This is a genomic window from Streptomyces cathayae, assembly GCF_029760955.1.
Lineage (GTDB): Bacteria > Actinomycetota > Actinomycetes > Streptomycetales > Streptomycetaceae > Streptomyces > Streptomyces cathayae.
This window is the reverse complement of sequence record NZ_CP121682.1, coordinates 3,663,393-3,685,675: the sequence shown is the minus strand read 5'-3', so window position 1 is coordinate 3,685,675 and position 22,283 is coordinate 3,663,393. Positions and strand designations below refer to the sequence as shown.

The following is a 22,283-nucleotide window of genomic DNA, read 5'->3' as shown; positions in this document are numbered from 1 at the left end:
CACGCCGGGCGGCCGCCTGACACCGACGGAACGGAGGGGAAGCATGACCACACCCGGAGACGACGCCGACATGGCCCCGGACATCGACACCGCAGCCGAGCGGAGGACGGAAGTCGCCAGGGTCCTGCTGACCGAGGTCCGTGAGGAGCTCATGAGGGCCGACAACAAGGCCGGCCTCATGCTGGCGTCCCTGGGCGCAGCCCTGACCGCCCTGCTCGGCGCGATCGGCAGCGGCGTCGTCGCCCCACGGCAGTACGCCGTCGTCCCGCAGCTCCTCCTCTGGGTGGGCTGCGCCGCCTGCGTACCGGCACTCGTCCTGCTGGGCCTGGCCCTGACTCCACGGCTCGGGAACCCCCGCTACTCCCGTACCCACTACTTCGGCGACGTGAGGCTCGCGGTGTCGGCCGCGCATCTGGAACGAACGGTCCACCGCACCGACCTCATGTCCCGGGACCTGAGCCAACTGGCGACCCTGTCCCGGATCGTCTGGACCAAATATCGCTGCATACGCCACGCACTGGCCTGGGGCACGGTCTTCTGCACGCTCACGCTGCTGGGCATAGTGACGGGAGCGTCGGCTTACTGACTTCGGTGCTTTGAGGTCAGGGGGCGGCAGGCCGATTGCGGTCCCGGTCACGAAGCCGTCGAGTGTCGCGGGCCTGTACCGCAGGCGTCCGATCCGGCCGCGGACCAGGGTGTCCAGCCGGTCGACCGTACCGGTGGTGAGATCGGCCGGACTCCGCTTGCATCGCGACCACACAGCCCATGGAAAGCAGCGCTCGATGTCCGCCGGGGCCTGCACCCGCGCGCTATTACCACGACGATGGCCTGATGGTCGGAGACAGGTTCCGTTTCCCCCCGAACGGGGCCTGTCTTTCCCGATCTCGGTGGTAGGCGCGAGAATGAAGTACGGTCGCCACGTATTCGGCGGGGACGGAGAGGAGGAATGCGGTGTCGTACGAGCCCAAGCTGGCCGCAGCCCTTTCCGGCGCCACGCTGCGACAGCTCTCTCACTGGCGCCGTGCCTCCGGTAAACAGGGCGCGCTCCTTGTGCCGGAGATCTCCGACTCACGTCCCATCCTGTACTCCTTCCGTGACGTGGTGGCCCTGCGGGCCTGCGTGAAGCTTCGCAAGGAGACGTCGCTGCAGAAGATCCGCAGGGCCGTGGACACGCTCCGGGAAGACCTGGGGGAGCGGGAGCATCTGTCCGCCTACGCTCTCGTCGCGGGGCCGGACACGATCTATCTGGCGGCGCCTGAGCAGGCAGTCGATCTGATCAGAGGCGGAAACGTGGTCATCCACCAGCTGGTGGATGTGCTTGCGCCCTTCTACAAGGACGGCCGTCACATCCCCGACCTGCTGAAGCCGCGTGACCACGTCGCCGTCGACTCCGCCGTACGCGGCGGTGAGCCGGTCATCGAAGGGACACGGATCCCCGCGGCCGAGGTGGCCGCACTGGTCCGGGACGGCGTTCCGCCGGACCGGGTCAGCGACTTCTACCCTGGCGTCAGTGCTGCGGCGGCACGTGACGCGGTCGACTTCAGCGACTATGTGGACAGCTACGTGGACAGCTCTCAGCAGGTCGCCGCTTGAAGCTGCTGCTCGACGAGAACGTCCCCAGGCCCATGGTCGAAATCGTGCGCATCCTGCTGACCGCGCACGACGTGGTGCACGTGCACGAACTGGCGGGTTGGGCCGGCACGAAGGACATCGCGCTGTACGCGAAAGCCAAAGCTGAAGGCTTCCAAGCGATCATCACCAACGATGTCAAGCAACTGAGCCGGCCCATGGAAGTCGAGGCGATCGCACGATCGGGGCTCCACCGCATCCAGTACCGCCAGAACAACAAGCACGGAGGTCTGGTCGGCCTCGGCACCGCCATAGCCACTGTATGTGCGGCGCTTCCGCATGCCCTGGCCGAGCTGGAGGAGGCAGAGGGGCAGTTGCTCGTTTCTCTTACGGCCGTCGATCCCTCCCGACGGAGCCGATTGCAGGTCACGGACCCCGCTGTTGAGCCGCCGAAGCACTGGCCAGGTCGCTGAGCACGGGCTGTACGACGGCTGCGCCGCCGACATCAGCCGGGCCGACCGCCCGGGCTCGATACGTAGCGCTCGTGATGGATGAGCGCATGGGGCACATCGACGAAGTCGTTGCTGTCGAACACCAGGCGGCGTTCCGGCGATGCCTGCAGCCGGAAGTTCAGCTTCAACGTAGCCCCGGGCGGCGTTCCCGGCGACTTGCACCGGACCCGGCCCCCACACCGGACGGGGCCCCCGTGCGGTGACCGCGCCGGTGGTGATGCCCGGCACCACGACGATCGCCGGCACGTGTCGCCACCGGCCCAGGTCCCCGGCGCCCCCTCGTCTGCCGCCGGGGCCGCGCCCACCAGTGCGGGGGCGTTCCTGCTTCTTGTGCCGTTGCCCGGGATGCAGGTGGTCACCTGCTGTCGGATGGTGGAGTCATGAACCATCACCAGCCCCTGCACTCGATCGACATCGACACCCGGCTCGTCACGGTCGGTGCCGTGCTCACTGCGGCGGGTGCCGTGGTGGCGTGCACCGGCATGGGCGTCATGGCCGTCGCCGTGTTCGCCGCAGGCCGGCGCATGGTCCGCGCCATGGACGTGCCTCCGGCCCAGCAGGCGGCCATGAAATGGCGGCAGGCCAAGGAGGCGTCCCGAGCGGGCATGCAGGCCTGGCAGTCCGCTTCCGGCGACCAGCACGGGTCGCTCGCCCCCTAGCCGACCGGGCGAGGGGCGGAAGGAGAACCGCTGCACCCGCCGACGCCTGCGGAAGCACTCGGAGCGGGGCTGTCCAGGACGACCCGGGGTCCGTCCTCGGCGAGCCCGAACGCCACGGGTGGCGCAGTCGCCGTGTTCGTCAAGGGCTGTGGGGGCCTCGCGCGCCCGGGGCGTTGTCGGCGCTGAGGGCGTTCTCCCGCAGGCCCGGTTCGGTACGGAGCGTCCTGGTGAACCAGTCGCCGTAGCGGTTTCCCAGAAACGGGGCCGTGGCGCCGTGGAGGAGAACGCTCAGCCCCACGGTCACGGCGATGACGCCGTTCAGCTGCGTCGTCCCGGGCAGGTGCTCCTCGAAGGCCAGCAGGCCGAAGACCAGGGAGGCGAGCCCGCGTGGACCGAACCACCCGATGTAGGCGACGGATGCGGCCCGCAGACCGGTGCCGGCCATGGCCAGGGCGACCGGCAGCATCCGGACCGCGGTCAGGCTGATCAGCGCGTAGGCCACCATCCGCCACGTCAGGTGCTGAAGGGCCGGCCCCAGGATGACCGCGCCGAAGACCAGGAAGCTCACCGAGGCGAGCAGGAGCCCGAGCCGCTCGCTGAACTTCGCGCTCTGCGCGGCACCCGGGCCTTCGGCACGAGCGACATGCCCTGACGGCGCGCCACGCAGCCGGCTTCCGAAGGCCAGACCGGCGACCCAGGCGCCGATGAAGCCGCTGCCTTCGACCGCGGTACACAGCGCGTAGGTGATCACGGGAACGGCGAGTGTCAGGAACTGCCGCCATGCGGGAGTGCTCCAGTCCCGGGCGACCGACCGGCGCAACACGTCCGCCCCGGCCCAACCGGCGGCGAGTCCGATCGCACCGCTCAGCAGCAGCGCACGCAGAAACGTCACGACGACCCCCGGATGCCCCTCCGCCTCACCCGCCGCCGCCAGCGCCAGCACGAAGAACGGGAGCACCAGACCGTCGTTCAGACCCGATTCGACGCCCAGGCCGCCTCGGACCAGCGCCGGCACCCGCTCGTTGGAGAAAGCCTGCTGTCCGAGCGCGGCATCCGTCGGGGCCAGGATGACGCCGACCAGTGCCAGCTCCCACACCCCCAGACCGGGCAGGAGGGGCCAGGCCACCAGCCACCCCAGCACCATCGTGAGGGGCAGCCCGACCACGAGCAGCCGCAACGGCAGGAACCCCTCCCTGCGCAGGTCCTCGATCCTGATCGCCGCCGCGTCCGTGAACAGCACAAGGACGAGCGCGCTCTCCAGCAGCGTCCGGACGACCTCCGGATCCCGGTCCGCGTTCAGCAGGTCCAGGCCCGGAGGCCCGATCGCCAGCCCGCACACGACGAACACCAGGGGCCCGGACAGCACCGTCGTCGACAGCCGCCGCGAGAGCGCCCCGTAGCCGACGACCACGCCACCGGCCACCACCACACTCCACTGGCTCATCCGCACTCCTCACCCGGGACCGGGGTGACCACCCGGGCAGCTGTGCCGGGACGACGCGCCACATGTCCGACCACGCCACCCACCATGCTCACACAGTGACACGACCGCTCACTCTACGTGTCGGGCCGGTCGAGCCGGGGACTCCCGGCCCCGGCACGCGGAGCCGGGAAGGGGAACTCCGGTCACCGGCGGCAGCCTTCTTCGACCGCCGGATGGTGGGTGGCATCGTCCTGCTCCGCACCCACCTGGGCGGCGGGACCGGTGGGTGGTGTGAGCGCTGTCCGAAGCCGGCTCCCGAAAGTCCCCCCGGTACCAGGTCAGGGGCCCGACCCGCGATACGGATCAGGCCCCTGACCTGGTGCTTCACTGTCGGGGTGGCGGGATGTGGCCCCACGGCCTCCTCACCCGAAGCGCCTTGGGCGGGGACGCCGTCCGGGACCGGTGCAGCTCTCACCTGCGCGGACGACTCGTCGGTGTCCGTGCTCGCCCGTCGTCGAGACCGCCGCTGCCCGTTGGCGCTGTCGCGCGGTCAGACGCTCACCCCGTGCCCCCGGCTCACTTCCTGCGGCGCCTGCCCACCTTCTTCTTCAGTTCGGCCTGGCCACGTTTCGTCCACACACCTTGATGGAGGTGGCAGCGTGCGTGACCGCGCAGCCCGGGACAGGGCGCATGGCAAGCAGCATCAGAGCTCCACGCGCACACGGGCCGGTACATCCAGCGTGTCTTGACGCGCACGCTTTCCCCCTGTTTCGGTGGGTGGCCCGGCTACGGGAGGGGGGCCGGCGCACGATCGCGTCTGAACGACGGTGAACAGGGCTGAACGAGACGGAAACCGAGACGGCCGCACTCCTCACCGCAGTGCCGGAGACGGCCCGCGGCCAGTTGTCGAAGCCACCGTCACTCGTGGAACTAAGCCGCCTCGGGTCGCGTCGCACGCATGCCCGAGGCGGACTCCTGTGCATCCTCGAACGGGAAGGTGTCGTCCTCCCCGAAGGACGGGGCCTGGAAGGGGTTCGTCGCCGGAGGCGGCGATGCCGCGGTGGGGCAGCGGGGTTGCCCTTCCGGGGCGGAGAACAGCGATGTCAGATCGATGGGAGGTCTCTCTTTCGTTACAGGTCCCCGAAGGGTCCTGGTGTGCCGTGACCGGGCACAGCGGTCCTACAGCTTGGTCATCTTGGCGTACGGGCTCAGGATCCGCATCTGCGCCGAGCCGAAATCCACGAGCACCGCGATGTCATCCTCGATGCCGATCACCCGGCCGAGGCCGTACACGTCGTGTGTGACCTGGTCGCCCATGGCGAAGTGCTTGGGAGCCGGTGTGGCCGGGGCCTTGAAGGGGCTGGTAGGCAGACGACGCTTCGGTGCAGCAGGCTTTGTCATGGCCCAGTATGGGCCTACGCGTCCCCCGCTTGCTGTGACCGTCGGCACAGATCCAGACGGGAACGACCGCGTCACGCCACTGACCTGCGGTTTCGAGACCTGGTAAGGGACATTTTCGTTGTAGGGCAGGAAAGGGCAGGAAGGGGAGGCCGCTGCGGACGACGAAAAGGGCTTGGTGCGGGTTGCACGCCGACGCCCGCCGGGCCGCCGTCGAGGAGATCCTGCGCACGGTGCCCGGCTCGGTCGCGCTGCACCACGACCTGACGTCCGCCGCCGACAGCGCGGTGCACCGCACCGTACGCGATGCCGGCGGTCTGCTGGGCAGCGGTGACGCACCGCTGGTGAACGACTGTGCGTGCTGCGCGCTGCGGGAGGACCTCGTCCCCGAACTGCTGCGGCACGGCCGAGTGGCGGCGGACGGCCCCCCGGCCGAGGTGGTCACCCCGGCTCTGCCGGCCGAAGCCCTGGGCGTGGCAGGCGGGGAACGGATCGACGGGCGGCAGGCGCGCCCGCGTACGCACGCACGTGCTGCCCGGGGGCGTCTCCCGCGCCGGCGGTGCCGTCGGAGCAGTCCGGCGGCGACGGCACCGCCGGCGCGGGCGCAACGGGTCAGCGGAGACTCTCCTCGCGGGCCCGGGTCCAGGCGGACTCGCGCAGCAACCGCAGGCCGTTGAGGGCGACGATGACGGTCGAGCCCTCGTGGCCGAGGACGCCGAGCGGCAGCGGCAGGGTGCCGGCCAGGTCCCATACGACCAGGACGGAGATGAACACGCCGGCGATGACCAGGTTCTGCACGACCAGGCGGCGGGCCCGGCGGGAGAGGGCCACCACGGCGGGCACGGTGGCCAGTTCGTCACGGACGATCACCGCGTCGGCGGTCTCCAGGGCCAGATCGGAGCCGGCCCGGCCCATGGCGATGCCGGTGTGGGCGGCGGCCAGGGCGGGCGCGTCGTTGACGCCGTCGCCCACGACCAGAAGCCTGCGGCCGGCCTGCTCCAGTTCCCTGACCGCGGCCACCTTGTCCTGCGGCAGCAGTCCGGCGCGTACGTCGGTGATGCCGACCTCGGCGGCCAGGCGGGCGGCGGCACGGGGGTTGTCGCCGGTGACCAGCGTCGGCGCGTGGCCGGTGAGCGCGGTGAGCGAGGCGACGGTGGCGGTGGCGTCCGGCCGCAGTCGGTCGGCGATGCCCAGGACTCCCACCGGCGCGCCGTCGGCCACCACCAGGACCGCGGTGCGCCCGCCGTCCTCCAGGTCGGCGGCGACGGCGGTGTGCGCGTCCTCGGCGCCGGACAGCAGCCGGGCGGGGACGCCGACCGCGATCTTGCGGCCGTCGACGGTGGCGGTGACTCCGACGCCGGGCGTGGACGTGAAGTCCTCCGCGACGGGCAGGGCGAGACCGCGGGCGCGGGCGGCGTCCACGACGGCGCGGGCCAGCGGGTGCTCGCTGGGGTGCTCGGCCGCCGCGGCGAGGACCAGCAGTTCCGCCTCGCCCCCACCGGATCCGGGCAGCGGCCGGACGTCGGTCACGCGCGGCGTGCCCTCGGTGAGCGTGCCGGTCTTGTCCAGGGCGACCGCGTCGACCTGGCCCAGACGCTCCATCACCACGGCGGACTTCACCAGCACGCCGTGCCGCCCGGCGTTGGCGATCGCCGACAGCAGGGGCGGCATGGTCGCCAGCACCACCGCGCACGGCGAAGCGACGATCATGAAGGTCATGGCCCGCAGCAGCGAGTCGGTCAGCGCTGCGCCGAAGGCGAGCGGCACTGCGAACACGGCCAGCGTGGCCACCACCATGCCGACCGAGTAGCGCTGTTCGACCTTCTCGATGAACAACTGGGTCGGCGCCTTGGTCTCGGACGCCTCCTCGACCATCTGAACGATCCGGGCGATCACCGAGTCGGAGGCGTCCCGCTCGACCTCCACGCGGAGTGCGCCGGTGCCGTTGAGGGTGCCGGCGAACACCTCGTCGCCGGGCTCCTTCGCGACGGGCAGCGGTTCGCCGGTGATGGTGGCCTGGTCCACCTCGCTCGCCCCGTTCAGCACCCGGCCGTCGGCGCCGATCCGCTCGCCGGGCCGCACCAGGACCGTGTCGCCGACGGCGAGGTCGGCGGTGGGCACGGTCTCCTCGGCGCCGTCGGCGCCGTCGGCGCGCAGCCGGGTCGCGGTGGCCGGGGCGAGGTCGAGCAGGCCGCGCACCGAGTCGGCGGTGCGCGCGGTGGCGAGGGCCTCCAGGGCGCCGGAGGTGGCGAAGATGACGATCAGCAGGGCACCGTCCATCACCTGGCCCACGGCTGCCGCACCCAGCGCCGCGACGATCATCAGCAGGTCGACGTCGAGGGTCCTCTCCCGCAGCGCCCGCAGTCCGGCCAGCGCGGGCTCCCAGCCTCCGGCGAGGTAGGCGAGCGCGTACAGCACGCCCCAGGTCCAGGCGGGCGCGCCGGTCAGCTGCAGCGGGAGCGCGAGCAGGAACAGCACCGTGGCCGCTGCGGCCCAGCGGACCTCGGGCAGCGCGAGGAGCCGGGTCCGCCGCCGCGGGGCGGCGTCCGGGGGCGCGGTCGCGGCGGGCGCGGGCCGCTCGGTCAGGGTGGGAGGCATGACGAAGAACCCTTCGGAGGGCGGAACGGATCGACGCAATCACCATACAGGTACATATGAAGAGATGTTCAAGTATCGCTTGTATGATGGCCGACATGGGTCATGGAGCAGCTCCCGCCAAAGACGCCGTCCCGCGCACCCGCCTGGACGCGGACAGTGCTGCCCGGGTGGCCACCACCCTCCAGGCCCTGGCCACCCCCTCCCGCCTGCTGATCCTCTCCCGCCTGCGGGAAGGCCCCTGCGCCGCCACCGAACTCGCCGCCGAGGTCGGCATGGAACAGTCCGCCTGCTCGCATCAGCTACGGCTGCTGCGCAACCTCGGCCTGGTCGTAGGCCGACGCCAGGGCCGTTCGGTGATCTACGCGCTCTACGACAACCATGTCGCCGAACTCCTCGACCAGGCCGTCCACCACATCGAGCACCTGCGCCTCGGACTCAACGACGCCACGGACGCGGACGGCGCGGAGGATCCCACGTCCGGCTGACCCGCGGAGCAAGGGCGCGGCCGGCGTTCCGGGCGGCGGCGCCATGCCGGTGACGGGCCTGAAGAGTCCGGCGCGAGTGAGGGCACTCGCTGCCGTCGGAGCGGGTGAAGGCCGCTGTTCTCCCCGCACATCGGGTGTCATATCCTCCGCTGGCAAGCGGTGCCGGGGGGTGCTGCTCAGGATCTCTCAGGGGGGAGCCACCGTGCTCGTACTGTCCATTCTGCTCGCCGTCGCCGCCGGGGTGATGTTCTTCGCCGCCCGTGCCCAGAGCTCGCTCCGGCTCCGGCTTCGGCTGGGTGCCGGCGCCGCACTGCTCGGCAGCGTGCTCTCCGGCATGGCCAGCACGGTGTACGTCGTCAGCGCCTACGAGGTCGGGGTGCCGGTGACGTTCGGCCGGGTGGGTGCGCCGATGACGTCCGGGATGCACCTGAAGTCGCCCTTCACCGATGTCACGCCCTTCTCGACCCGTCCGGTCGACCTCAACCTCTCCGACAAGGACGTCGTCGAGGTGCGGTCCTCCCAGGGGGGTGTGATGTACACGGAGGTGACCGTGAAGTGGGCGGTCACCCCGGGCAAGGCGGCGGAGCTGTACCGGCTGGCAGGGAGCGAGGAGGCCATCCAGCAGCGGCTGGTCTACCCGGACAGCCGGGAGATCGTCCGGAACGTCTTCGCCCGCTACACCAGCGAGCAGGGCTATGCCTCGGCCCGGGAGGAGATCAACGCGGAGATCGGCACGTTGGTCAAGGAACGACTCGCGCCCCGCGGCATCGACATCACCGCCGTGAACCTGCGCAACGTCAAGCCTTCGGACTCCCTCCAGAAGCAGATCGACCGCAAGATCCAGCAGAAGGAGGCCACCGAGCGGGCCGTCGAGGCGACCCGCACGGCGGAGGAGGAGGCCAAGCGCCGCAAGATCGAAGCCGAGGGCATCGCCCGCGCCAACGAGATCCTCGACGACTCCCTGACCGACAAGGTCCTGACGAACCAGTGCATCGACGCGTACAGGGAAGCGGCCAAGGAGAACCCGGTCTACGCCGTGCCCTGCGGCTCGGGCAACGGCACCCCGGTCATCGTGGACGGCAGCCGCCGGAACTGATCCCTCCTGCGGGCCGCACGGGAGGTACGACCGGGCCCGCCCCCCTCGTTCTCCCCGGGAAGCGGTAGTCACGCAGACGAAGCAGGTCGGCCGCCCACTCACATGACCAGGCGGCCGACCTGCTACTTCACCCGGGGCGGGGTATTTGAACCCACGACCTCTTCGTCCCGAACTACTGGCTGAAAGCCTATCGAGGGTCAGTGGGCTGGTCGGAAGGCCTCTGACGGCCGTTGATGGTCGGTTGAGGTCAGGAAGGTTGCTGTACTTCGCTGCTGTACCGCTTCCAGCAGTACGGTGCGGTGCCTGGTCGGTACGATGTGTCGGCTGGGCAGTGTCCACGCGATGGGGGAGGGGCAATGAGGATCAAGGATCCGGAGTACCCGGCAGCGGTCGAAGCGGCCGTGGAGATCCTGCGGAAGCGGGCCCGGCAGGGACAGACCATCACGTACGGGGAGCTGAGCGCCGAGTTGGCGGCGCAGGGCTTCGACTCCATCCCGCCTCACCGCGGAGTCATGACCTACTTGCTCAAGGATGTCTGCCTCCACCGCAACGAGGACGGACGAGCACCGATGCTCTCGGCGATCGTGGTGAACAAGGCCAGCCGGGAGCCATCCGACCAGTTCTCCGGCCTTGCCCGAAACCTGCCCTTCTCCCGGCCGGCCAACTGGAGCTGGCGGGACGAGCAGCAGCAGGTGTTCGCTCAGCACCGCGAGGAATGACGTCGGCCCTCGACACCCGCTTTAGGAGTTCGATCTGCGGCCAGTAAGCCCGGGGCACTCCCAGGACGGGACGACCACGAGTGGCCGCCCCGGGGTACACACGTATGCCGTCGTTGATGAAGCTCCTATAGACCGTCAAGCGCTCTGTGTGAGTGGTTTCGGTGTGTGGTGGGGACGGGTGAGGTGCTGGTAGACCTCGCGGGCGATGAAGCGTTTGAGGCAGCGGAGGATATCCTTCTTGGACATGCCTTCGGCGGTGCGGCGGGCGACGTAGTTCCGGGTCCGCTGGTCGTAGCGCATGCGGACCAGCGCGATCATGTGGAGTGCGTGGTTGGCCCGGCGGTCGCCGCCGCGGTTGAGGCGGTGCCGGTTGGTGCGGCCCGAGCTGGCCTGGACGGGGGCTGCCGCGCACAGGTGCGCGAACGATGCTTCCGAGGTGAGCCGCTCGGGGTTGTCGCCGGCGGTGATCAGGAGCTGGGCGGCGGTCTCGGTGCCTACTCCGGACAGCGCGACCAGCGAGGGTGCTGCTTCGGCCACCAGCGACTTCAGTTCGGCATCGGCGTCGGCGATCTCCTCGGTGAGGTACTGGTGGCGGCGGGCCAGACGCCGCAGGGCGATCCTGACCGCGCAGGCCGGGTCGCGGGTGTCCGCGCCGGGCCGGGACCGTGACAGCTGCTTGATCAGCTCGGCGGGGGCCAGTGTGCGCAGCCGCTCACGGACTTCGCCCGGCGCGGTGATGATGAGGGTGCGGATCTGGTTGATGATCTGTGTGCGGGCCTTGACGGCCGAGCGGCGGACCACTCGCAACGCGCGGATGGCCTCCACGATGCCATCGCGGGTCTTGGGGGTCCCGCCAGCCCGGCCGGAGAGTACTGCTGTCGCCGCGGCGAAGGCGTCTACGGGATCGGACTTGCCATTGGCCCTGCGGGCTCGTCGGTCGGGGCGGTCCACCTCGATCACGGTGACCTGGTTCGCCCGCAGCACCCGGGCAAGTTCGGAGCCGTAGGCGCCGGTGCCCTCGACACCGACGGCCATGACCTCGCCGTGCGAGCGAAGCCACTGCAGTAGCCGACGGTAGCCGTCGTGAGTGGTGGGAAATGTCTCGGTGGCCAGGTGCCGGCCGATGGAGTCGATCACTGCGGCCTGGTGGAAGTCGGTGTGGGTGTCGACGCCGCCGATCACCGTTGTCTCTTCTGCCATGCTGATGAGTGCTGTCCTTCCGTGCGACGCATGAGGGATGGCACGCGCCGGTCGGGCGGGAGGACAAGACTGTGATGGGACCTTTGGCCGGGCTCCTATGAGGTCACAAACGCCCGACCGGCCGCGCGCAGGGCGGCGCCACCCGAGTCGGCCGACATGTCATCAACAAGACAGCCTGTGCGTCGGTCAGTCGGCGGGTCAGACCGCCTCGGGCAGCACCACCGACATCCTCACAGTCAGCCGGGGATGTCAACCACGTCGGCTAAGCGCGTCCGCGAGGGACCGGGCTTGGCCTGGTGTGATACCGAGGGCGAGCGGATGTGGCGGGGGCTGTGGGTCGACGAATACACCGCGATCGGGCTGTCCGTCGTCACGGCCCAGCGAGGCTCGCTATCAGGCTCCTGCTCGCCGACCAGGAGGGCAGCCAACTCGTCGACAACGTGGGCAAGTCCACGATAGAGCGGAACTGCCCGAATCGTCAGCGGGTCCGGTCTGTCGTGTCCTAGAGTGCGAGCGCGGCCGAGACCAGGAAGCGGGAGCTGGAGGCCGAGAGACGTACGAACGTTGAGATCGTCAAGGTGCCGATCTTTCAGAAGCGTGGGGGAAGAGTTGATGGACGAGGACAAGAAGAAGGACGCCGAGCTACCACCCTTGCTCTCACGGTTCGTGGACGCGGCGGTGTGGGCCAGGACAAACAGTGATCTTGTCTGGGACAGGCAAGCAGATGGAAGGTTCCGCGCTGGACTCGTCCTCAAGTTCTCCGCTTCCCAGTCGGTCATGCTGAAGATCGAGAAGAATCCTGGCAGCCGTCTCGACTGGCAGTTCGGTCCCGCCAAGCCCCTCCCCAAGCTGCGCAGGAAGCCTCTACGCTGATACCCACGCCCTCTTCGTCCCGAAGCAACTTGGGTAGGCGTCTGACTTAGGTCGGTGTGCCTCTCACCTGCTCCGATGGTCCGCAGGTGTCCGCGCTCGTCCGCCGCCGTCCGTCGGCGTTGCCACGCAGTTAGACAGTTTTCCGGCAGGCATGAGGTGAGCTTCAGTCGCCCGCGAACCACAGGTAACTGCCTCGAGTGGCTGCGCACTCACTCAGCATCCTTGCGAGGTCGTCCAATGCGGCGAGCTGACGCTCGTCACCGCATCGTTGCTTCAGATCGCGAATCTCGCGGACGGCGGCTGCGGCCTCCTGCTCGTTCATCAACGTATCCCCGTACAGATCGACGGCAGTGAGCCTCCCGGGTACTCCGAGGAGCTGAAGCGAGCCGAGGGCATCGGCCAGAGCGTCGCCATGCCCGTAGGAGCTCTGCAGGAGTGTCGCGCGCCAGTTCTTGCGTGCCGGCCGTGATGAGTGCAGCTCCAGATCAATCCCCATGCCTCATGATGCACACGCTGTGCCGTTGGACAGCCGCTCGTGACCTGCGCGGCCACACGTGGGCAAGGCTCTTCTCTCACAGGTGTCTTCTTGCCCTGGGTCTTGCCGGGGATCTTGGTGAGCTGGGTTTTTGCTGGTCAGGTGCGGTGGGCTCGTGCGCCTGGTGGTCGTCGTTGGTCGTCATTGGCCACTGACGAGCGGCCTCGGACGGCCCAGAGACGGCCCAACTCTGCCGCACTCAGTGGACGGCTGGCACCCTCGATGCGACCCGACTGGACCTCAGCTGACGACAGTCAGCCACGATGGCGGGTTCGCCGACCGGTCAGGCGCGCGTGTGCCTCGCTGCACCCCCTGCCGGCCTGAGCCACGCTGTCAGCCGTCGAGCAGAGCAAGTCTCGACGGCGGATGCGATGGGTCGCACCTTGTGTGATGACCTCTTCGTCCCCGAAGCAACTTCGGGGACGGTGCTGACGCAGGCCGGTGTGCCTTTCACCTGCGCTGATGGTCCGCAGACGTTCACGCTCGTCCGCCATTGTTCGCTGGTGTTGTCACGCAATTAGACACTCACCGCCCGAGCGCGCACGACGTGCGGAGTCGATCTTGCTCAGAACCCGCCGTTTCTCGACGCACTATGGCTCCAGCCCGATACACTGTCAGCTTCTGTGCACTAAAGAGGAGTTGAGGGTAGCGAATGGCGCTTGAGATCATCGCAACTGCTTGCGGAATCCTCGGAAAGGCCGTGGCAGAGCCTGTCAAGAGTGCAGTCATGCGTCGGACCGCTGTAGTTGCCACTTTGAAAAAGCTGCACCTTGATCCGCATCAGCCCCCACGGGATTTTGAGAGCCTTTACGCTTACGCACTGGTGGAGCAGCTTTATGGGCAACCAGTCCCGGTATTGGCACTTTTCCACGACGAGTACGTCCAGCGAGCCTTCCAGAGATCATTCGACTCTGACGACTGGGTGCACCTTCGACGGGAAATCGATCTAGCCGTAGAGAGAAACCGCGAAACCTCGGAATTTGGCCACTTTGGCGTCGACATTGATAGGACTGTAGATTCGTTTATTTCCAAGTTTCAAGAACTAGTAAGCCGTAGCCGTGTTGCATACGAGACACGGGTAGAGAACAAAGTGGACGATGTCAGGGAGATGCTTGAGCAGGTTCTGAAGACTCGTAACGATGAGGAGGAACTCCGACTTGCAGAGGAACCAGGGCGCGCTAAGTCCAGCCCAGCGGAACGGCTAATGGCGGACGCATCTGCTTGGTTCTCGGCTGTTGGCTATACGATCGACAAGTCTTGCTCAAGCCGCCCGGGCAGCTCGGCCCTCATTGTTAACGTACCTACGCGTCGGCCAGGGCGTTTTGATCGAGTATGTGTCCTCTGCGTTGAAGGCGAGCTTGGGCTTCATCACCTAGAGGAACTCGACAGGCTGATTGACGACGAAGCCGCTGCTGAGGGATGGGGTGTAGCGCAACTCCGAGTAAGTGAGGCTGCCCGCCGCAAGGCAGAAGCGTCGGAGGACAGGTTCTCATGTTTCTCGTTCGATGAGCTAATCGACTTGGAGGTCAATTTCGAGCCGTATATTGAGTCGCTTCTTGAAACAGTTGCGTCGCGGAAAATTGACACCCGCTACGTTCCTCTATCGTGCCGGAAAGAGGAGATAGATCCAGCTACTGATAAGCCGCTGGATATGAGCAATTATGACTGGAGAAAGGGAGGACTTGACAAATACGTCGAGGCGTGGCTGACGGACCCGACCAAAAAGCATCTGTCCCTACTGGGAGAGTTTGGGATGGGTAAATCGTGGTTCTCATTGCACTTCGCAAGTAAAATGGCACATGCCTGGAAGGACGCTAAGGCGCAAGGGCTTCCGCGGCCTCGCGTCCCCTTGGTTATCCCTCTCCGTGACTATGCTAAACAGACATCTGTTGCCGCACTCATCTCAGAATTCTTTTTCAATAAACACCAAACCGGATTGCGGAGCTATGATGCCTTTCGAATCCTGAACAGGATGGGAAGGCTGCTGCTGATCTTCGATGGTTTCGACGAAATGGCATCTCGCATTGACCGGAATGTCATGGTCGCCAACTTCTGGGAGTTGGCCAAAGCGGTGGAGCCTGGCGCGAAGGTGTTGTTGAGTAGCCGCACCGAGCATTTCCCGGAATCCAAGGAAGCCCGAGCCCTATTCGAGGCCCGTGTTTCTGCTTCAGCGTCTAACCGGCCAACGGACGGCCCTACTTTTGAAATCGTGGAACTTGTTCCCTTCGATGACGAACAGATCAAGATGATGCTCGGAAACGTACTGAGCACTGACAAGGTCGATTTGGTCATGGCGAACGAGGATGTGCGAGATCTTATGCGGCGGCCAGTCATGTCTGAGCTGGTGATTGATGCTCTCCCGGAAATTGAACGGGGAGCCCCGATGGATCTCACCCGCATCTACCTGTATGCCGTTCAGCGCAAAATGGATCGAGACGTTAGTTCTGAGCGCACATTTACATCTAGAGCAGATAAGCTCTTTTTCCTCAGTGAAGTTGCCTGGGAAATGCTCAGCACTAACAATCTCAGCCTCAACTATCGGGACTTTCCGAGTAAACTCCGCGCCTGCTTTGGGCCAGTTGTCGAGAGTCGAAGGGATCTAGACTTTTGGGAGCAAGACATGCGCAGCCAGGGAATGTTGGTCAGGAACGCCAACGGAGACTACGGCCCCTCGCATAAGTCCCTCCTGGAGTTTCTAGCAGCTTACAAGATCACTGCTGAACTTGGGCTCCTAGCGGGTGACTACTTGGCGCTAATTCCCGCAGCAGGTCAGAGTAACGAGGCCGTCTATTCATGGTCTTCCTATTTTGCATCTAGGGATCAAGAAGGATCACTTCCACCTCTGAGGGAATTTACCTCGGAGCCGGTAGAGCGACTCGTAGAGACTTTTGGGTCCCTGGAGTTCAACCCGGTTGTGTACGACTTCCTAGCGTCGATGCTATCTGAGCACCCAACAGTGCGTGAGAAGCTCATTGAGCACGTGCAGTCTACCCGGGGGCTGACAGACGCCGGCGTGCTCGGTGGCAACTGCGCCAACATTTTGGGATACATGAATGGGACTCTAGCTAATGCCGATCTTAGGGGTTGCGATCTCGCAGGTTTTCGTACCGAAGATATGCCGCAGCCTCTGATGTCATTGGCTTCCGCAGATCTGCGTGAAGCTTCGCTGAAAAACGCCAACCTCGCGGCACTGGATAAAACTGGAGCGACGTTCCTCGGTGCAGCCCTACAGGGGACCAAAATTCTTGATAGTGCGGTTCAGCCACGTATGGCAGTCGTCCATGAAGACGGTTCCGTTACTGCGCTTGTAGTGAGGAGCCTAGAAGATAGACGCACGGTCGGCGAGCGTGTCGTTCATTGGCCTACGGGAGAGCTTGCCGGACCTCGATCTGAGTTTGCTCTTGACTCGGAGTCCAACCGGTCGCGTGGAAAATGGTGGCGCGTTGGGTCGGTTTTCGACTCCTTCGAAAGAGGAAGTTGGGGATATAGTAGTGCCGGTGCGACCCTCATCTATTCACCGCAAGGTCAATTGCTCAAGCAGCTTCCTGTTTCTGTGGTCCAAAAAATTGTATGGGGTGGGCGAAAGGCTTATGTGGTGGATGTCGAGGGTAGGGCCTTCGACTGGAAGGTTGTTGATGCCGAAGACGCATCGCCCCTGAAGTCGATCCCTCGTTGCCGACCAGAGGGCGCCGACAGCTTCACCTATTACATCATGGACTCCGAAATTCGCGTTTGGGCCAGATCTGATTCTTGGTCGAAGTTGTTTTCTATTTCTTGCGAATCTGGGGACTGGGTTGAGGTTGATTCGCTATCGTTGGGCACCAGAGACTCCATCTCTGAGGATAGGCACCCGATTCCGCAAATTTTCGCAAACGAAGAAAGTGTCTTCATGACTAAAAAGGGGGTGTTCGCTTCTTTCCAGCGAGCTGCGGCGGAGCCGGCGCTTGCCGATCTAGCGAAGACGAGCATCAGTACTTTCGTCCCCAACCGCGATTCGATTGTTCTCGGCGATGGGCGGATTGTCTCTCTCTGGGATACAGGTGGCGAGAGGTGGGAGAGAATCTGGAAGGTCACACTGGGTAGTGAGTTTATGAGTGTGGGTGTATCGCCCGATGGGTCAAAGGTAATGGTGAGTTGCTCTTCGGGGGAACTATCCATTTTTGCTGTCAGTTCCGGCAAACTGCTATCCAGGGAGATGTTTAACCCTCATCTTCGGGGTGCTCTATTCAACAGTCTCTGCGGCTTGGATGATTCAGAGATCGCTTCCGTTCGGTTGGCAGGTGGTGTGTTTGAATGAGATTTTTGACCCTACGTGACTACGCCCCGTGCGGGCGGTGGAGCGGCTTTGGGCTGGAGCTGCTTTGGCGCGAGTGATCATGGCCCCGTAAGCTGCCGGCGCGTCGGGCAGTCTGTGGACCTGCCCGGTAAAGCACGACGTTGGGGCCATGATCTTCGAGGCTCGCGCCAAAGTGGCTCCGTAAAGCCGCGGAGCCGACCGCCCCAGCCACGACGTACCCCTTCTCTGGCCTCGGCGGCTGATTGCTGTGCGCGCGGCCCGGGCGCCGGCCGGGCTGGAGCGGGGCGGAGACATGAGCGCAGGCCCGGCCGGGGGCCGGGCCGCGCGCGGTGAGCGGAGCGAGCCGCACTTGAACCCGTAAAGAAGGTTGTAACTCAGTGAGGGTTTTCAGGGTGGCCCCCGGACGGGTGACGGCGGGACCGTAGGCAACGGACAGGGCTCCCGTGCCGTTAAGAGAGATGTCTAGGTCTCAACTCTCCAGCTCAGGAGCCCTGTTGATCCCGTATCCTGCCGCACTCGACCTGCCGCACGCACTCGTGGAGTGGGTGACGATGCTGATCGTCACCCGTGAGGGTGACCGACGCTGCAAACTCCGGCCGTCCGAGCGTGCGGTGATCGCTCTGGCATACCTGCGCCGGCACGACCCCCTGGCTCAACTCGCCGCGGGTTTCCGTATTTCCGTCGGCACCGCCCACGCCTACGTCACCACGGTCGTCGAGCACCTGGCCGCCAAAGCGCCGGGCCTGCTGAAGGTCCTACGCGAGACAGACCCCGACTACGTTCTCCTGGACGGCACGCTCGCCGAGTGCGACCGGGTCGGCGACGGACGCGCGGACTATTCGACGAAGCACAAGCGGCACGGCGTGAACGTGCAGGTCATCGCGGATCCGGCCGGTCGCACGCTGTGGCTCTCACCCGCCCTGCCCGGCCGGACGCACGACCTGACCGCCGCCCGCACCCACAAGATCATCAGAATCTGCGGGCGCCAGGGCGTCCCCGTCCTCGCCGACATGGCCTACATCGGCGCGGGCGAGTGGGTCACCACCCCCAAACGCCGGCCGCCCCAGGGCGAACTCACCCCGACCGAGCAGACGGTCAACCGGGCCTTGTCCGCCGCCCGCGTACCCGTCGAACGAGGAATCGCCCGCCTGAAATCCTGGCGAATCTTCCGCAGAGCCCGATGCAGCCCAAATCGCATGACGTCAATCACCAAGGCCGTCCTCACCCTGGAGCGACACTGCTGAAAACCCTCAGTGGGATTCAGGCGCTGGTTGGCCTGTTCGGTGGTCTGGCTACTGTGATCCTGCGTCCCTGTTCTGCGGCGCGTTGGAGTGCCTGGGCCACCTGGTCGGCGTCGTCGGCGCTCAGCAGGATCTCTTGTGTCCAGAGGATCGCGAGCCTCACCGTGCCGTCGTGAAGGTGTACGGCTACGTCGACTTCTGTGCCGTGGCCTGCTGCGTCCCGGACGCCGTCCAGGCCCGGGTCGCTTACGAACGCGCTCATGCGCTGATGTTCCACAGCGGAGCGTCGTACTGGTGCGGTCGGCTGTGGATGAGAAGCCGGCGTAGCTCGTCGCGCTGGGAGCCGTTGAGGTTCAGTGCCTCGGTGATGTGGCGGAACGTGGTGTGGGTGATGCCGCGGGTGCGGGCGTCTGCCTGGAACCGATGGAGCTGGGACAGGACGTCTTCGGGGGTGAGGGGGACTGGCGGTTGGGCCTTGAGCCAGGCTGCCTTGTTGCGTTCGTAGTCGATCTCCGAGAAGCCGCAGATCTCGCGGCTGTATGCCTCGGCCTCGTCCAGGGCGGCGGTCGTCATGATGGCGCGGGCCAGTTTGTTGCGGCTCACCGCGTCGTCCAGGTCGACTTCGTGGACCGTGGGTCCCTCGTCGGTGAGGGGCACGGGAAGGCCGGCGTCGCGCACCTCGCAGATGCCGCGGGCTCCTCGGGCTGTTGCGGCGAGCATGGCGGTTGCCTCTGAGGGGTGCCACTCCAGGATGCTGCCGATCGCCTCCACGTCCTTGGCCGTGAAGGTGCGCACGAGGGTGCCGAGCAGGGGGCGCAGGTCATCGGGAGAGATTTCGCCGTCCAGTCCCGGTCCTGCGACCAACAATCGGATCGGGGCGTTGGCCTGGCAGCAGGCGGCGAGTGTGAGGGCGTCGGCGAGTGGGCTCTTGAGCGTGGGCTCGTCGCCTCGGGCGAGGATGTCTCCGCCGACGTCCAGCAGATCGATCGATGCCGGTGCCAGGTGGGATACCAGCTCTTCCAGCTGGCGGGTGATGCCCTCGGCGCCGTGGTGTGGGTCGAGCAGGGCCAGTGTGTGCGGGAGCTCTGCCGCGAGTCGGGGGAGGGTGGAGCCCGCCGGCGCGATCGGCTGGGCCTCGGCCGGTATCGACCAGACAGACTGAGTGAGGGGTTTGAGTCCCGTGAAGCTGTCGGCTCCTCGTGGTCCTGGGAGCGGGTCGACCAAGAGGCGGTCCCAGGCGTACGTGAGGATCACCGCCTGGTCCTCGTCGCCGTAGAGGGCGGCGTGAAGCATGGCGGCGGCGACTGCGTCGCCCCCTCCTCCTGCTGCGACGATCAACCGCGTCATGCGGCCAGAGTACGGGTTCGCCGGCTGGCCACTCACCCTATAGTGGCCAAAGGCTATAGCCACTTGGACGGGGAAGGGAGGGGAGATGCCACAGATTGAAGAGGCTCAGCCGAAGTATCTCCAGATCGCCCACTACATCCGTGATCAGATTCTTCGTGGTGACCTGCGGCCGGGGGACGAGGTGCCCTCGGAGCGGCAGCTTGCCGCGGACTGGAAGGTGTCCCGGCCCACGGCCGCGCGGTCGCTGGAGGCGCTGAGTCATCAGGGCCTGGTCGAGAAGCGTCAGGGCTCGGGCACGTACGTGCGCAGTCTCGAAGTGAACCGGAGGGCAAGGGAGTTGTACGGGCGTGCCCGGCAGACCGGGAAGATCTATACGCCCGGAGAGTACGCGGTGATCACGTCGGCCGGGTGGCTGGAGGCTCCGGACTACGTCGCTGAGGCCTTGGGTCTGGTGAAGGATCGTCGAGCCGTGCACCGCCGGCGGGTGACGAACAACCAGGGCGGTCCGATCACGCTGTCCACTTCGTGGTTTGCTCCGGACGTCGGTCAGCGGGCGCCCAAGCTCACGGATCCCGAGCGGATCCAGGAGGGGACGCTCATGTACGTCGAGCGGATGACGGGGCGTCAAGGAAGTTACGCGGAAGACCGTATGTGTGCTCGGGCCGCCACGGACGAGGAGGCGGCCGACCTGCGGTTGGAGCCGGGGTCCGCGGTGCTCATCGTCCATCACGTCGTCTTCGACCTCCAGGACCGGCCGCTGGAGTTTGCCGAAGCCACCTACCCGCCGCACCGCTGGGCGTTCGAGCAGGGTTACCCGCTCACCTGACGGCTCGCCGGTTGCGGCGAACCGCTTGCGCTTCCGAAGTGGCTAATGCCACTATCCATGAAGTGGCTAAGGCCACTTGGATGGGAAGGGGGCGCGGCGTGACGAGTCGGCAGCCGGAGCAAGGTGCGCGGTTAGCTTGCCGGGGGTGTCGGGGGCGTGGGTGGAAGCGCGTCGGCTCCCGGACGGCGCTGGCGCTCTCCACGGCCAATGGCCGTAGCCGTGCCACGTCGAAGCGGCGCTGCCTCGACTGCGACGGCAGCGGCAAGGAGTGAGCACGCATGGCTTACACGATCGACCGTCACCCCTGCGAGGACTCACCGCGGCTCGGAGCGATGACCTTGCATCCGGAGCCCGAGTCGGTGCCCCGCGCCCGGCGCTGGTTCCGGAAGTTCATCGCCCCGTACAACCCGGCCTGCTCCATCGACGACTGCACACTGATGATCTCGGAGCTGGTGACCAACGCCATCCGCTACGGGAGGTCGGATGACCCCTGGCTGGTGCGGGTCGAGTGGTACCGCGAGGGAAGCGCGCTCCGCGTCGAGGTGCACAACCCGGGCTTCCCGACGAGTGTGCGGCTGCGGCACCCGGAGGCGGACGAGGCCCACGGGCGGGGGCTGCTCCTGGTCGACTCCATCGCCGATTCCTGGCACTCCGGGCCCAGCTGCTTCGGTGGGACGGTCGTCTCCTTCGTGGTGGCTGATGCCTGGCCGGCGTGATGGGACGACCTGCCTCTTCTGCTGGGGCGGTAGAACTGCTGTTGGTCTGGTCGACCAGTTGACTTGGCCGGTCTCAATGGGTGGCGTTCATCGCACATGAAGTGGAGCCACCGAAGTGCGTGCGTCTTGCGCGGACGCTTCAGTGGCGCATCGCCCGACCGTCGTCCGGGCGCTGGAGCTGCTGAAGCGGAACGGCGTGATCGTCCAAGGCCGAGCAGAAGGGCCAACGCCAGCCGCGCCTTCCGCCAGGCGCTCAAGGGCATCGACGGGATCAACGTCGACGGGCCGACGCCCTGGGAGCTCCGGGGCAGCTTTGTGTTCCTGCTGTCCTCTGATCGTGGCGTCCCGCTGGAAGTGATCTCCCGGCTCGTCGGGCACTCCGGGACGGCCGTGACCGAGGAGGTCCACCGGAAGCGGATCCGGTCCGTGATCCAGACCGGCGCCGTGGTCGTGGACGGGATCTTCGGCGCTGATCCGCAGCGGCCGTAGGCACGCGGGAACCGGTGGTCACGCAGATGGGCACGCAGACGAAACAGGTGAGGCACCTACTCAACTGAGTAGGTGCCTCACCTGGTGTTTCGGCTGTCGGGGTGGCGGGATTTGAACCCACGACCTCTTCGTCCCGAACGAGGTTCGGGCGCGATCGACAGCAGCCGGTTTGCTGTTTTTCCTGGTCAGGGCGTTGGGATGCCGTGGTCTCGGGCGGGCTCGGAGGGCCTCGGGGAGCGGGTTGGCTCCCAAATGGCTCCCAGCGGCTCGATCATTCGGAAGACTTCTTGCCCGATGCCG

The 22,283-nt window shown here is 66.5% G+C and carries 20 protein-coding genes and 2 pseudogenes; 14 read left to right on the top strand and 8 right to left on the bottom strand.

The annotated features are described in order from the left end of the window. Window positions 1-43: 43 nt before the first annotated feature. The 3 genes from PYS65_RS16660 (at window position 44) to PYS65_RS16650 (ending at window position 2,042) form a co-directional block, all read left to right on the top strand. Window positions 44-586, top strand: coding sequence for a Pycsar system effector family protein (locus PYS65_RS16660; RefSeq protein WP_279334737.1), 543 nt, complete (start codon window positions 44-46; stop codon window positions 584-586). Between the two features lie 365 nt (window positions 587-951). Next, entirely contained in the window at window positions 952-1,593 is a 642-nt protein-coding gene (locus PYS65_RS16655) for a DUF433 domain-containing protein (protein WP_279334736.1), read from the top strand. Then, window positions 1,590-2,042, top strand: a complete 453-nt coding sequence (locus tag PYS65_RS16650; RefSeq protein ID WP_279334735.1) for a DUF5615 family PIN-like protein — start codon at window positions 1,590-1,592, stop codon at window positions 2,040-2,042. The genes PYS65_RS16655 and PYS65_RS16650 overlap by 4 nt, the downstream gene beginning before the upstream one ends. A 32-nt stretch (window positions 2,043-2,074) precedes the next feature. On the opposite strand, the gene PYS65_RS16645 is transcribed toward PYS65_RS16650, so the two are convergent. Continuing rightward, window positions 2,075-2,209: a hypothetical protein gene (locus tag PYS65_RS16645; RefSeq protein WP_279334734.1), complete on the bottom strand. Its 135-nt coding sequence runs from the start codon at window positions 2,207-2,209 to the stop codon at window positions 2,075-2,077. 252 nt (window positions 2,210-2,461) lie between these two features. Here PYS65_RS16645 and PYS65_RS16640 point away from each other — a divergent pair, with 252 nt between their 5' ends. After that, complete coding sequence (locus PYS65_RS16640; protein WP_279334733.1) at window positions 2,462-2,740, top strand: hypothetical protein; 279 nt, start codon at window positions 2,462-2,464, stop codon at window positions 2,738-2,740. 139 nt (window positions 2,741-2,879) lie between these two features. Here PYS65_RS16640 and PYS65_RS16635 read toward each other — a convergent pair whose 3' ends face one another. Continuing rightward, window positions 2,880-4,184 carry a cation:proton antiporter gene (locus tag PYS65_RS16635; protein WP_279334732.1) on the bottom strand — a complete coding sequence of 435 codons (1,305 nt, stop codon included), beginning with the start codon at window positions 4,182-4,184 and terminating at the stop codon, window positions 2,880-2,882. Window positions 4,185-5,342: 1,158 nt separating this feature from the next. Beyond that, a complete protein-coding gene (locus PYS65_RS16630) occupies window positions 5,343-5,564 on the bottom strand; it encodes a hypothetical protein (protein ID WP_279334731.1) in 222 nt (73 codons plus the stop codon). Between the two features lie 152 nt (window positions 5,565-5,716). Between PYS65_RS16630 and PYS65_RS16625 the strand changes: the two are divergent. Further along, window positions 5,717-5,962: pseudogene (locus PYS65_RS16625) on the top strand (hypothetical protein); the annotation flags it as partial. A gap of 211 nt (window positions 5,963-6,173) precedes the next feature. Here the strand turns inward: PYS65_RS16625 and PYS65_RS16620 are convergent. Next, window positions 6,174-8,159, bottom strand: coding sequence for a heavy metal translocating P-type ATPase (locus PYS65_RS16620; RefSeq protein ID WP_279334730.1), 1,986 nt, complete (start codon window positions 8,157-8,159; stop codon window positions 6,174-6,176). Window positions 8,160-8,254: 95 nt separating this feature from the next. Between PYS65_RS16620 and PYS65_RS16615 the strand changes: the two genes are divergently transcribed. The 3 genes from PYS65_RS16615 to PYS65_RS16605 all read left to right on the top strand — a co-directional run bounded on the left by PYS65_RS16615 (window position 8,255) and on the right by PYS65_RS16605 (window position 10,459). Beyond that, complete coding sequence (locus PYS65_RS16615; protein WP_279334729.1) at window positions 8,255-8,644, top strand: ArsR/SmtB family transcription factor; 390 nt, start codon at window positions 8,255-8,257, stop codon at window positions 8,642-8,644. Window positions 8,645-8,846: 202 nt separating this feature from the next. Further along, window positions 8,847-9,740, top strand: a complete 894-nt coding sequence (locus PYS65_RS16610; protein WP_279334728.1) for a prohibitin family protein — start codon at window positions 8,847-8,849, stop codon at window positions 9,738-9,740. A gap of 356 nt (window positions 9,741-10,096) precedes the next feature. Continuing rightward, entirely contained in the window at window positions 10,097-10,459 is a 363-nt protein-coding gene (locus PYS65_RS16605) for a hypothetical protein (protein WP_279334727.1), read from the top strand. Window positions 10,460-10,594: 135 nt separating this feature from the next. Here the strand turns inward: PYS65_RS16605 and PYS65_RS16600 are convergent, their stop codons facing one another. After that, complete coding sequence (locus PYS65_RS16600; protein ID WP_279333271.1) at window positions 10,595-11,659, bottom strand: IS110 family RNA-guided transposase; 1,065 nt, start codon at window positions 11,657-11,659, stop codon at window positions 10,595-10,597. Window positions 11,660-12,271: 612 nt separating this feature from the next. Between PYS65_RS16600 and PYS65_RS16595 the strand changes: the two genes are divergently transcribed. Continuing rightward, window positions 12,272-12,532, top strand: a complete 261-nt coding sequence (locus PYS65_RS16595; RefSeq protein ID WP_279334726.1) for a hypothetical protein — start codon at window positions 12,272-12,274, stop codon at window positions 12,530-12,532. A 163-nt stretch (window positions 12,533-12,695) separates the two neighbouring features. On the opposite strand, the gene PYS65_RS16590 is transcribed toward PYS65_RS16595, so the two are convergent. Beyond that, window positions 12,696-13,028: a hypothetical protein gene (locus tag PYS65_RS16590; protein ID WP_279334725.1), complete on the bottom strand. Its 333-nt coding sequence runs from the start codon at window positions 13,026-13,028 to the stop codon at window positions 12,696-12,698. 691 nt (window positions 13,029-13,719) lie between these two features. On the opposite strand from PYS65_RS16590, the gene PYS65_RS16585 reads away from it, so the two are divergent. Together PYS65_RS16585 and PYS65_RS16580 are read left to right on the top strand one after the other, a co-directional pair. Continuing rightward, window positions 13,720-17,364 carry an NACHT domain-containing protein gene (locus PYS65_RS16585; RefSeq protein WP_423836096.1) on the top strand — a complete coding sequence of 1,215 codons (3,645 nt, stop codon included), beginning with the start codon at window positions 13,720-13,722 and terminating at the stop codon, window positions 17,362-17,364. A 494-nt stretch (window positions 17,365-17,858) separates the two neighbouring features. Beyond that, window positions 17,859-18,608, top strand: coding sequence for a transposase family protein (locus PYS65_RS16580; RefSeq protein WP_279331645.1), 750 nt, complete (start codon window positions 17,859-17,861; stop codon window positions 18,606-18,608). A gap of 16 nt (window positions 18,609-18,624) precedes the next feature. Here PYS65_RS16580 and PYS65_RS16575 read toward each other — a convergent pair whose 3' ends face one another. Together PYS65_RS16575 and PYS65_RS16570 are read right to left on the bottom strand one after the other, a co-directional pair. Next, complete coding sequence (locus PYS65_RS16575) at window positions 18,625-18,867, bottom strand: hypothetical protein (protein WP_279334723.1); 243 nt, start codon at window positions 18,865-18,867, stop codon at window positions 18,625-18,627. Next, a complete protein-coding gene (locus tag PYS65_RS16570; protein WP_279334722.1) occupies window positions 18,864-19,952 on the bottom strand; it encodes a DUF1152 domain-containing protein in 1,089 nt (362 codons plus the stop codon). Before PYS65_RS16570 ends, PYS65_RS16575 begins: the two co-directional genes overlap by 4 nt. Window positions 19,953-20,037: 85 nt before the next feature. Here PYS65_RS16570 and PYS65_RS16565 point away from each other — a divergent pair, with 85 nt between their 5' ends. The 3 genes and pseudogenes from PYS65_RS16565 to PYS65_RS16555 all read left to right on the top strand — a co-directional run. Further along, window positions 20,038-20,778 carry a GntR family transcriptional regulator gene (locus PYS65_RS16565; RefSeq protein WP_112467178.1) on the top strand — a complete coding sequence of 247 codons (741 nt, stop codon included), beginning with the start codon at window positions 20,038-20,040 and terminating at the stop codon, window positions 20,776-20,778. 278 nt (window positions 20,779-21,056) lie between these two features. Further along, a complete protein-coding gene (locus PYS65_RS16560) occupies window positions 21,057-21,494 on the top strand; it encodes an ATP-binding protein (RefSeq protein ID WP_279334721.1) in 438 nt (145 codons plus the stop codon). A 222-nt stretch (window positions 21,495-21,716) separates the two neighbouring features. After that, window positions 21,717-21,983, top strand: a pseudogene (locus PYS65_RS16555) (site-specific integrase); the annotation flags it as partial. Between the last annotated feature and the right edge of the window lie 300 nt (window positions 21,984-22,283).

Coding starts and splice junctions, on each gene's coding strand:
- PYS65_RS16660 (WP_279334737.1), top strand. CDS start 44: ATGACCACACCCGGAGACGACGCCGACATGGCCCCGGACATCGACACC.
- PYS65_RS16640 (WP_279334733.1), top strand. CDS start 2,462: ATGAACCATCACCAGCCCCTGCACTCGATCGACATCGACACCCGGCTC.
- PYS65_RS16635 (WP_279334732.1), bottom strand. CDS start 4,184: ATGAGCCAGTGGAGTGTGGTGGTGGCCGGTGGCGTGGTCGTCGGCTAC.
- PYS65_RS16630 (WP_279334731.1), bottom strand. CDS start 5,564: ATGACAAAGCCTGCTGCACCGAAGCGTCGTCTGCCTACCAGCCCCTTC.
- PYS65_RS16620 (WP_279334730.1), bottom strand. CDS start 8,159: ATGCCTCCCACCCTGACCGAGCGGCCCGCGCCCGCCGCGACCGCGCCC.
- PYS65_RS16615 (WP_279334729.1), top strand. CDS start 8,255: ATGGGTCATGGAGCAGCTCCCGCCAAAGACGCCGTCCCGCGCACCCGC.
- PYS65_RS16605 (WP_279334727.1), top strand. CDS start 10,097: ATGAGGATCAAGGATCCGGAGTACCCGGCAGCGGTCGAAGCGGCCGTG.
- PYS65_RS16600 (WP_279333271.1), bottom strand. CDS start 11,659: ATGGCAGAAGAGACAACGGTGATCGGCGGCGTCGACACCCACACCGAC.
- PYS65_RS16595 (WP_279334726.1), top strand. CDS start 12,272: ATGGACGAGGACAAGAAGAAGGACGCCGAGCTACCACCCTTGCTCTCA.
- PYS65_RS16590 (WP_279334725.1), bottom strand. CDS start 13,028: ATGGGGATTGATCTGGAGCTGCACTCATCACGGCCGGCACGCAAGAAC.
- PYS65_RS16585 (WP_423836096.1), top strand. CDS start 13,720: ATGGCGCTTGAGATCATCGCAACTGCTTGCGGAATCCTCGGAAAGGCC.
- PYS65_RS16575 (WP_279334723.1), bottom strand. CDS start 18,867: ATGAGCGCGTTCGTAAGCGACCCGGGCCTGGACGGCGTCCGGGACGCA.
- PYS65_RS16570 (WP_279334722.1), bottom strand. CDS start 19,952: ATGACGCGGTTGATCGTCGCAGCAGGAGGAGGGGGCGACGCAGTCGCC.
- PYS65_RS16565 (WP_112467178.1), top strand. CDS start 20,038: ATGCCACAGATTGAAGAGGCTCAGCCGAAGTATCTCCAGATCGCCCAC.
- PYS65_RS16560 (WP_279334721.1), top strand. CDS start 21,057: ATGGCTTACACGATCGACCGTCACCCCTGCGAGGACTCACCGCGGCTC.